Raw genomic sequence first — 9,540 nt, 5'->3', positions numbered from 1 at the left:
GGCGCGTTCCAGCTTGTCGCGGTAGGTGATGTTCACCTCGTAGCGGTGGCGATGGCGCTCGCTGATGCGCGTCTTGCCGTAGATCTCAGCGACCTTCGAGCCTTCCGCCAGCACGGCATCGTAAGCGCCGAGCCGCATGGTGCCGCCCTTGTCGCTTTCCGCGTGGCGCTGCACGGCCTTTTCGCCCGCCTGCCACTCGGTCATGAGGCCGACGACCGGCTCCACCGCCGGGCCGAACTCGGTCGAGCTTGCGCCGTTGATGCCCGCCACATGACGCGCCGCCTCGATCACCGCCATCTGCATGCCGAAGCAGATGCCGAGATAGGGCACGCGCTTCGTTCGGGCGAATTGCACCGCCTCGATCTTGCCTTCGGTTCCGCGCTCGCCGAAGCCGCCGGGGACGATGATGCCGTGAATGTTTTCGAGGTAAGGCGCGACGTCGGCCTTCTCGAACAACTCCGAGTCAAGCCAATGGATCTTGACGCGCACGCCGTTCTCGATGCCGCCGTGGCTCAGTGCCTCGGTGAGCGACTTGTAGGCGTCTTTCAGGTTCGTGTACTTGCCGACGATGGCGATGGAAACCTCGCCGTCGGGATGGTCGATGCGGTGCGAGATGGTGCGCCACACGTCGAGATTCGGCTCGGGTGCGTCGGTGATGCCAAAGGCGGCGAGCACTTCGCGGTCGAGTCCCTCGTCATGATAGGCGAGCGGCACGTCGTAAATGTTCGGCACGTCGAGCGCCTGAATGACGGCGCTTTCGCGCACATTACAGAACAGCGCTATCTTGGCGCGGTCGCTTTTCGGGACGGGCAGTTCGGAACGACAAAGGAGGATGTCCGGCTGGATGCCGATTGAGCGCAGTTCCTTTACGGAGTGCTGCGTGGGCTTGGTCTTCAACTCGCCCGCCGCCTTGATATACGGCAGCAGCGTGAGATGGATGAAGATCGCCTCGCGGCGCGGCAGTTCGTTGCCGAGCTGGCGAATCGCCTCGAAGAAGGGGAGGCCCTCGATGTCGCCGACCGTGCCGCCGATCTCGACCAGCACGAAATCCGCGCCATCGTTGCCGGAGAGGACGAAGTCCTTGATCGCGTTTGTGACGTGCGGGACGACCTGCACCGTACCGCCGAGATAATCGCCGCGGCGCTCGGCCGAGAGCACGTTCTGATAGATGCGGCCGGTGGTGATGTTGTCGTCGCGGCGCGCGGAGACGCCGGTGAAGCGCTCGTAGTGGCCGAGGTCGAGGTCGGTTTCCGCGCCATCGTCGGTAACGAACACTTCGCCGTGTTGATAGGGCGACATCGTGCCGGGATCGACGTTGAGATAGGGATCCAGCTTCCTCAATCGCACGGAATAGCCACGCGCCTTGAGAAGCGCGCCGAGGGCCGCCGATGCGAGCCCCTTTCCGAGTGAGGAAACCACGCCGCCGGTAATGAAGATATATCGCGCCATGGACCTTGAACGTAATACTTCGCGCGCCCGAGCGAAAGGGCGTGCTTTGCTGTTATCATCAACTTCTAGCGTATGTCAGATGGGGACGCTCTCGCGTCGCCCCATGGCTGCCTTGCGACGGCCTATTGCTGCGCGGGCGCGGCCGGTTTCGGGATGTTGAGCTTGGGCAGCGCGGGTGCGTCGGCCGGAGCCTGAGAAGGCGCGGTCGTGGGTGCCGAGGTGCTCGTTGGGGTGCCGATCGCCGAGGTGGGCGTCTTGCGCTGGCCGAGAATGCCGAGCGTGATCGAGGTCAGGAAAAAGATGGCCGCAAGAATCGCCGTCGTGCGCGTCATGACGTTGGCCGCGCCGCGTCCGCTGACGAAACCGCCTCCACCGCCGCCCATGCCGAGCGCGCCGCCTTCCGACCGCTGAAGGAGGATAATCACCACCATCGTCACGGCGACGACGATATGAAGCACAAGAAGGACGTTTGCCATTTCTCTCGACCGGTCGCGAATTTCGGAAAAGTTGCCCCATACATACCGGTTTCGACGGCAAGATCAAGCCGCGCGGCCAACATTAGCCGGGGCGCGCTATCGCGCCCGTTGCCGAGCGCGCCGAACCGGTGTAAAAGGCGCGCCATGACGACGACCGCCGCACCAATGCTGGCAAAGTTTTATTGGCGCTTCCTCTAGGGAGCGGCAAGTCGTCATTCGTGACCATTGCCGCCGTGTCCGGCGCGCGCATGGTCTTTTCGTCCAGCCCCTCCTGTCACGGCGGCCCTTGATTAGGGGAGAGATGCGGTGATACTCGAAAACAAGGCGGGCTGGGTTCTCGAACCCGGGCGATGTGCGCTTCTCATTCACGACATGCAGCGGCATTATCTCGATGCTCTGCCCGATGACGCGATCCGCGCCGATCTCATCGGCAAGGTTGCGGGCTTGCGTGCCTTGTGCGCGGAATGGGGCGTGCCGGTGTTTGCGTCGATGGTGCCCGAGGCGCATGGCTTGCAGGAGCGCGGGCTCATGTCGGAACTGTGGGGAAGAGGTCCCCGCGGCGACGGCGCGATGCTCGATCCGGCGTTACTCGGCGACGATGGCCGCATACGCTTCATCACGAAACGCAGCTACAGCGCCTTCTACGGCACCGATCTCGAGGTGATGCTGCGCAGGCTCGGCCGCGACCGCCTCATCATCACGGGCATTTATACGTCGATAGGCTGCTTTTCCACAGCGCTGGAAGCATTTGCACGCGACATCCGCGCCTTCGTGGTGGCGGATGCCACGGCCGACATGAGCGCGGCGGATCACGCGGGCGGGCTTCGCAATGCGGCAAGGCTTTGCGCGCGCGTCGTCGATTCTGGGGATGTGCGAGCCGCTCTCGCGCCCCATAGCCTGCGCCCAGTCGACCGCCGCGCCGCCATCGATGTGTGCTGAATCGGTGGCGTGCGGCGCGGCGCGGGCTTGAGGGATGCCGGTTACTGTGCGCCGACGACGCCCGCCTGCGCTGGAGCCGGCGGCTTGGGCTTCTGCGCGACGGGTTTTTGCGTCTGAATCGTCGCGCCCGCCTTCGGTTTGGGCTTCACGGGCTGATCGACGCCAGCCGCCGCCGGAGGTGCGCTATCCGGCCCAGCCTGCGGCTTCGCGCCCTCCTCATCCTCTTCTTCGAGGTTCTTGAGCTGCACGAGCGAACTCGGCGCCATGCAGCGGAACTTCATCTGCTCGTCCAGCTCGATATATTGACGGACAAGGTTGAGGTCGGGCGCGGAGAGGTTTGCCACGGCCCAGTTCGGGCCGTGCTCCATCAGGCGGTCCACGTCGAGCGCCTTGAGCGCTTGAAGATCCTGCGTGAGCTTCGCGCACGCCGCCTTGTCGAGTTGAACCGCGTCCGCACGACCGCTGGTCATCGCAGCGATGACCGCGAGTGCGGCCGCGCCAACCCAGGCAAATTTGCTCGCCTTCCCGGCGGATTTTTCATCGCGTGTCATCGCCAGCGCCTTTCTTCGAGCGATCGGGAGACATTCCGCCGCATCGGGCTTATCTTGTATCGTCCCGACATAACGGAAAGATCAACGCGCCGCGCGCCTCTCGGATGCGCGTGCTGCCGCCGTGATGATTTCAAGGAACGTCGCTGCCTTGAGGCTCGCTCCGCCGACCAGCACGCCGTCCACCTCAGGACTATCGAAAGTCGATGCGGCATTCGCAGGGCTGACCGAGCCGCCGTAAAGGACGCGCCAGCGCATGCCGCTCGTCTCACGGAACCGGTCCTTGAGACAGCCGCGCACGATTTCGTGGACTGCCGTAATTTGTTCCGTCGTCGGCGACACGCCCGAACCGATGGCCCATACGGGTTCATAGGCGACAATGGTGGTCTCGGGAGTCGATTCGTCGGGCAGGCTGTCCGCGAGCTGGCGGCGGCAAACGCTGGCGGTCAGGCCACGGACATGCTCACCACGCGTCTCGCCGATGCAGACGACGATCTTGATGCCGGCGCGGAGCGCGGTCGCGGCCTTCGCGCGCACTTCGCGGCTGGTCTCGCCATGTTCGGCGCGACGCTCGCTGTGGCCGAGGATGACGGTCGTTGCGCCCGAGTCCTTCAGCATCAGCGCCGAGAGGTCGCCCGTGAACGGGCCTTTCTCGCCGACATGGCAATCCTGCGCGCCGATCTCGACCAGCGAGCCCTCGACGATCTGGGATGCGGCATGCAGAAGCGTCGCGGGCGGAAAAACGGTTACGTCAGGAGCGTTCTCCACGGAAGCGACTCCGTCGCGGATGGCCTGTATCTGCGTGAGGTCGGGCCGCAGGCCGTTCATCTTCCAATTGCCTGCGACATAAAGCTTCGGTCCGGACATTGCGTTTCTCTCGGTGGAACGGGGCGCGCGGAGGAATTTGTTGAAGCGGGCCGACCTCGCGAATCTTGATATTGCGCGCACGTTTTTATTCTCTAAATTACGGCCATCGCGAAACGTGCAAGAAATGCGCGCCCGAATCAAGCCTGCTCTGGCTTGAGCATTCAAGGACTTCAACGATGCATATGCTCCGAAAAGTGGCCGTCTTCATCATGTTCGCCATTCTGATCGGGGCGTTCGCCATCAGCATGGGTGGCAACTATTATGGCGACCGCGAGCGGCGTCAGAGCGTGGCGACCGTCGGCTCGGCCAGCATATCCCCAGAAGATTTCCGTCGCGCTTACCAGCGCGTTCTCGAAAATGTCAGCCAGCAGGCGGGCCGTCGCATTTCGCCCGCCGAAGCGCAGGCTTTCGGACTGCCGAATCGCGTGCTTCAGGGCCTGATCCAGGATGCGGCGCTCGACCTCGAAGCAAAGGAACTCGGCGTCGGCCTGTCCGAAGAGGGCGTGCGCCGCGGGATCACCAGCCTTGAGGTTTTCCAGGACAAGGGCGTTTTCAGCGCCGACAAATATCATCGCTTCCTCCAGAATATCGGCTATACGGCCCCATTTTTCGAGCAGGAATATAAGGGCGATCTCATTCGGCGGCAGCTTCGCGGCGTTTTCGACGGCAGCGGCGTCGTGCCGAAGGCGTTGCTCGAAGCCTACAACAAATACGGCAACGAACAGCGCACGCTGGCCTATTTCACGCTGACGCCCGAGGCGGCGGGGGCTGTACCGGCTCCGACCGAGGCTGAACTTCAGGCCTTCTATGAAGACCGCAAGCCGCAATTCATGACGCCGGAACTTCGCAAGGTGTCGGCGCTCGCCATCTCCCCGCAGACGGTCGCAAAAAGCCTGACGATCCCGGACGAAGATTTGAAGGCCGAGTACGCGGCGAAGGCGTCGGTTTATTCCGTGCCGGAGCGTCGCAAGCTTGAAATCGTGCCTTTCAAGACGCGCGCGGATGCGGATGCGGCCTATGCGAAGCTCAAGTCCGGATCGCGGGATTTGCTGGGCGTCGCGAAGGACGCGGGTTTCACCCAGCCCGAAATCGACGCGGGTGTCGTTTCGCGGAAAGAACTGGCCGACAGGTTTGGCATCAATGACGCCATCGTCAAGGAGGCCTTCTCGACCGAAAAGGGCTGGACATCGCGGCCCGTGGACGGCCCCGTGTCGACGGTAATCATGCGGGTGCTGGAAGTGGTTCCCGGTCAGGAACGTGGCTTCGCCGAGGTCAAGGATCAGATCCGAGCCGATCTTGCGAAGACGCGCGCCCAAAGCGAATTTCAGCGCCTTATCAAGGCGTTCGAGGAAGACCGCTCGACGGGCATTCCGCTCGCCGACAGCGCGAAGAAGCTGAATTTGCCGCTTGAAGAGGTCACCATCGACCGTTCGGCCAAGGACGCTGACGGCAAGCCGGCGACGGTTTCCGTCGTGCCCGCCGCACAGCTCGCCGATGCCGCCTTCAAGTCGGATGTCGGCGTTGAAAACGAGGCGATTCGCCTTCAGGGCGGCGGCTACGCATGGTTCGAAGTGGCCGACGTTGTGAAGCCGCGCCAGAAGCCTCTCGAAGAGGTCAAGGGCGAGGTCGAGGCGGCCTGGCGCGCCGATCAGGTTCGCGACAGACTCGCATCACGTGCGCGCGATCTTGTCGCGCGGCTGGACAAGGGCGAGGCCATCGACGCCGTTGCGAAAAGCGTCGGCGCGACGGTGAAGACGAGCCAGCCCCTGAAGCGCAACGGCAAGGAAGACGGCGTTCCGCCTCCGGCGATAGCGCAGGCGTTCACCTTGCCGGAAGGCGGTGCCGGATCGGCGGGGGCCGAGAACGGCACGTCACGCGCCGTGTTCCAGGTCGCGAAAATCACGCAGCCGGGCCCTCTCGCAGAAGATCAGGCCAAGGGACTTGAGCAACAACTCGCCGGGGCGATTTCGGACGACAATTTCTCGGGCTTCCTGAACCGGATCACGACCGCCTCGCCGATCTCCATCGACCGCAAGGCGTTCGCCAACGTCTCGGGAGGCGCGTATGATGGCGAATAGATTTCGATGGCGTTCCTCTCTCGCTTGATTTCCACCCAGAGAGACGCAACCCCGAAATTCCGAGAAAAATCCGATGAAGGTTGAACCTTCGTTTACCGAGTTCACCGCCCGTTATGATTCGGGCGCGGCGCAACTCGTCTTCACGCGCCTCGTCGCCGACCTCGAAACGCCTGTTTCCGCCATGCTCAAGCTCGGCGTGTCGCGGCCATATTCCTTCCTGCTGGAATCGGTCGAAGGCGGCGCGGTGCGCGGCCGCTACTCGATCATCGGCCTCGATCCCGACCTGCTGTTTCGCGCGCAAGGCGACGTGGCCGAGATCAACGCCGATCCGATGGCCGACGCGACCGCATTCGAGCGCACGGGCGAAGGCACGCTTCAAGCCCTGCGGTCGCTGCTCGCTGCCTCTCACATCGAGATTCCAGACGCCCTTCCGCCCATGTCGGCGGGCGTGTTCGGCTATCTCGGCTACGACACCGTGCGCCTCGTCGAGCGACTGCCGTCCGACAAGCCCGATCCCATCGGCGTGCCCGACGCTCTCCTCATGCGGCCGACGGTCATGGTGATCTTCGACGCGGTGAAGGACGAGATGACCATCGTCGCGGCGGCCAGACCGCGACCGGGCCTATCTGCCAAAGCCGCCTATTCCCGCGCCATCGACCGGTTGACGGAAATCCAGGACACGCTCGAACAGAAAAGCGCGCATGCCTCCTCGGCGGACGGCGTCTCGGATGCGATCCCCGCAGCGACGTCCAACATGCCGGCGCAAGGCTACATGGACATGGTGGCGCGCTCGAAGGAGTATATCGCCGCCGGCGACATCTTCCAGGTGGTGCTGTCGCAGCGTTTCGCGGCGCCGTTCGAACTCCCGCCCTTCGCGCTCTACCGCGCGCTTCGCCGGGTGAATCCGTCGCCCTTCCTCTATTTTCTGAACTTCGGCGATTTCGCGGTGACGGGCTCAAGCCCCGAAATCCTCGTTCGCGTGCGCGATGGCGAAGTCACCATCCGGCCCATCGCGGGCACGCGGCCCAGAGGTGCCACGCCAGAGGACGACAAGCGCCTCGCTGCCGACCTTCTCGCCGATACGAAGGAGCGCGCCGAACACCTCATGCTGCTCGACCTCGGCCGCAACGACGTCGGCCGCGTCGCCGAAATCGGCACGGTTCACGTCACCGGCAGCTTCTTCCTCGAATATTACAGCCAGGTGATGCACATCGTTTCGAACGTGATCGGCCGCCTCGACGGGAAATTCGATTCCATCGATGCGCTGATGGCGGGCTTCCCGGCGGGCACGGTGTCGGGTGCGCCGAAGGTTCGCGCGATGCAGATCATCGACGAGCTGGAGACGGACAAGCGCGGCGTTTATGCCGGATGCATCGGATATTTCGCGGCAAACGGCGAGATGGACACGTGCATTGCGCTTCGCACCGCAATCGTGAAGAATGGCACCATGTATGTGCAGGCGGGTGCTGGCATCGTGGCCGACTCGGTTCCGGCCTCCGAGCAGGCGGAGTGCGAGAACAAGGCGAAGGCGCTGTTCCGCGCGGCGGAAGAAGCGGTGCGCTTCGCCGGTCAGGCCGGGCGGGGTCAGTAGCGGGGCGTTCTGGAGTTTTGCCATGAAGACCGTAACGCTGTTCCGCCACGCCAAGTCCGGCGACAAGGACAATCCGAATCTCGACGATTTCGACCGGCCACTGAGCGACCGGGGCCTCAAGGCGGCGCCGAAAATGGGGGCCGCCTTGCGCGATCGCAGCCTGCGCCCGGACCTCATCCTGTGTTCGCCGTCTGTCCGCACGCGTCAGACGCTGACGCTGGCGAGCGCCGCTGCGTGGGACAATCCGCCGGCGGAATGCTTCGAAACGAAGATCTACGAAGCGGGCGAGCGCACCCTGCTGAAACTCCTGCGGGACTGTCCAGAGGACGTGGATCACGTCATGCTCGTCGGCCATAATCCCGGCTTGCAGGATCTGGCCGTAACCCTCGCGCAGCCCGGCAGCGCCGAGCGTCACGCGATCAAGGATAAACTGCCGACCGCCGCCATTGTCAGCTTCGAATTCGACGCCGCAGCGTGGAACGGGCTGGGGCCCGGGGAGGGCCGCGTCCGCCTCTTCATCACGCCGAACACGTTTCCGCACGGCCAAGGACAAGAATAATGATCATCATCATCGATAATTACGATAGCTTCACCTACAACCTCGTCCATTATTTCGGCGATCTCGGCGTGGAAACGTTGGTCTACCGCAATGACGAGAAGACGGTGGCGCAAGTCTTCGCCGAGAAGCCGGAAGCTATCGTCATGTCGCCCGGCCCGTGTACGCCGAACGAGGCGGGCATCTGCCTCGAACTCGTGCACGAGAACAAGGGTCGCATCCCGCTGTTCGGCGTCTGCCTCGGCCACCAGACCATCGGGCAGGCCTTCGGCGGGAACGTCATCCGCGCACCGATCCTCATGCATGGCAAGATGTCGAACATCTATCATCAGGGCACGAGCCTTTTCCGCGGCCTGCCGGACGCTTTCGAGGCGACGCGCTACCATTCGCTGATCGTCGAAAGCGACACGCTGCCCGCCTGCCTCACCGCGACGGCGCGCACATCGGACGGGCTTATCATGGCGCTCGAACATAAGGACGAGCCGACGTTCGGCGTGCAGTTCCACCCCGAGAGCATCGCGAGCCAGCACGGTCACGCGATCCTCGCGAACTTCCTGACGCTTGCGGGCGTCCGCTTTGCGCCGCGAAAACCGGGGCTTGTGCCGGACGCGGCGTCTTCATCCGTGGCAGCGTGAGGCCGCCGATGACTTCGCCCGTTAACGCGCCCACTGCGTTCGACCTCCACGTCGGCTTCCGTTTCGCGCTGGAGAAGGCCGCCATCGGCTCAACGCTCAGCGAGGACGAGGCGCGCGCGGCTTTCCTCGCCATCATGCACGGCGCGGTTTCCGAAATCGAACTGGCGGCTTTCGTCGCGGCGCTGAAGGCGCGCGGGGAAACGGTGGACGAGATCGCGGGCGCGGTCGCCGCCATGCGGTCGCTGATGGTGCCTGTCGAAGCGCCGGAAAGCGCGCTCGATGTCGTCGGCACCGGGGGCGACGCGAAGGGCACGTTCAACATCTCAACCGCCACGGCCTTCGTCCTGGCCGGGGCTGGCGTGCCGGTGGCGAAGCACGGCAACCGGGCGGTATCATCGAAA

At 63.9% G+C, this 9,540-nt stretch carries 9 protein-coding genes and 1 pseudogene; 6 read left to right on the top strand and 4 right to left on the bottom strand.

All coding sequences use genetic code 11. From position 1 onward, the window contains the following. Together T281_RS14060 and secG are read right to left on the bottom strand one after the other, a co-directional pair. On the bottom strand, positions 1-1,449 hold a 1,449-nt coding region (locus tag T281_RS14060), incomplete at its 3' end, for a CTP synthase (protein ID WP_037240507.1). A 122-nt stretch (positions 1,450-1,571) separates the two neighbouring features. Beyond that, a complete protein-coding gene (gene secG / locus T281_RS14055; RefSeq protein ID WP_037240504.1) occupies positions 1,572-1,925 on the bottom strand; it encodes a preprotein translocase subunit SecG in 354 nt (117 codons plus the stop codon). Between the two features lie 306 nt (positions 1,926-2,231). On the opposite strand from secG, the gene T281_RS14050 reads away from it, so the two are divergent. Further along, entirely contained in the window at positions 2,232-2,864 is a 633-nt protein-coding gene (locus T281_RS14050; protein ID WP_052037511.1) for an isochorismatase family protein, read from the top strand. 41 nt (positions 2,865-2,905) lie between these two features. On the opposite strand, the gene T281_RS17920 is transcribed toward T281_RS14050, so the two are convergent. Both T281_RS17920 and tpiA read right to left on the bottom strand, forming a co-directional pair. Continuing rightward, entirely contained in the window at positions 2,906-3,415 is a 510-nt protein-coding gene (locus T281_RS17920; RefSeq protein ID WP_052037510.1) for a hypothetical protein, read from the bottom strand. 81 nt (positions 3,416-3,496) lie between these two features. After that, entirely contained in the window at positions 3,497-4,279 is a 783-nt protein-coding gene (gene tpiA, locus T281_RS14040; RefSeq protein ID WP_037240501.1) for a triose-phosphate isomerase, read from the bottom strand. A gap of 182 nt (positions 4,280-4,461) precedes the next feature. On the opposite strand from tpiA, the gene T281_RS14035 reads away from it, so the two are divergent. From T281_RS14035 to T281_RS14015, 5 genes and pseudogenes are all read left to right on the top strand, one after another. Further along, positions 4,462-6,357 carry a SurA N-terminal domain-containing protein gene (locus T281_RS14035; RefSeq protein ID WP_162173182.1) on the top strand — a complete coding sequence of 632 codons (1,896 nt, stop codon included), beginning with the start codon at positions 4,462-4,464 and terminating at the stop codon, positions 6,355-6,357. 73 nt (positions 6,358-6,430) lie between these two features. Beyond that, positions 6,431-7,948, top strand: coding sequence for an anthranilate synthase component I (gene trpE / locus T281_RS14030; RefSeq protein WP_037240495.1), 1,518 nt, complete (start codon positions 6,431-6,433; stop codon positions 7,946-7,948). 22 nt (positions 7,949-7,970) lie between these two features. Continuing rightward, the gene (locus T281_RS14025) at positions 7,971-8,507 is read left to right on the top strand and encodes a SixA phosphatase family protein (RefSeq protein ID WP_037240492.1); all 537 of its coding nucleotides are present in this window, start codon (positions 7,971-7,973) and stop codon (positions 8,505-8,507) included. Then, on the top strand, positions 8,507-9,139 hold the full coding sequence (locus T281_RS14020) for an anthranilate synthase component II (protein WP_037240477.1): 633 nt from the start codon (positions 8,507-8,509) through the stop codon (positions 9,137-9,139). The genes T281_RS14025 and T281_RS14020 overlap by 1 nt, the downstream gene beginning before the upstream one ends. 8 nt (positions 9,140-9,147) lie before the next feature. Further along, a pseudogene (locus T281_RS14015) lies at positions 9,148-9,540 on the top strand (anthranilate phosphoribosyltransferase); the annotation flags it as partial.

The sequence above is a fragment of the Rhodomicrobium udaipurense JA643 genome, assembly GCF_000636015.1.
GTDB classification, from domain to species: Bacteria; Pseudomonadota; Alphaproteobacteria; order Rhizobiales; family Rhodomicrobiaceae; genus Rhodomicrobium; species Rhodomicrobium udaipurense.
Note: the sequence above shows the minus strand (reverse complement) of the source record. Positions and strands in the feature narration are given on the sequence as shown.

Excerpts from the sequence above, each read along its gene's own strand:
- T281_RS17920 (WP_052037510.1), bottom strand. The coding sequence starts at position 3,415 with ATGACACGCGATGAAAAATCCGCCGGGAAGGCGAGCAAATTTGCCTGG.
- T281_RS14025 (WP_037240492.1), top strand. The coding sequence starts at position 7,971 with ATGAAGACCGTAACGCTGTTCCGCCACGCCAAGTCCGGCGACAAGGAC.
- tpiA (WP_037240501.1), bottom strand. The coding sequence starts at position 4,279 with ATGTCCGGACCGAAGCTTTATGTCGCAGGCAATTGGAAGATGAACGGC.
- T281_RS14020 (WP_037240477.1), top strand. The coding sequence starts at position 8,507 with ATGATCATCATCATCGATAATTACGATAGCTTCACCTACAACCTCGTC.
- T281_RS14035 (WP_162173182.1), top strand. The coding sequence starts at position 4,462 with ATGCTCCGAAAAGTGGCCGTCTTCATCATGTTCGCCATTCTGATCGGG.
- trpE (WP_037240495.1), top strand. The coding sequence starts at position 6,431 with ATGAAGGTTGAACCTTCGTTTACCGAGTTCACCGCCCGTTATGATTCG.
- secG (WP_037240504.1), bottom strand. The coding sequence starts at position 1,925 with ATGGCAAACGTCCTTCTTGTGCTTCATATCGTCGTCGCCGTGACGATG.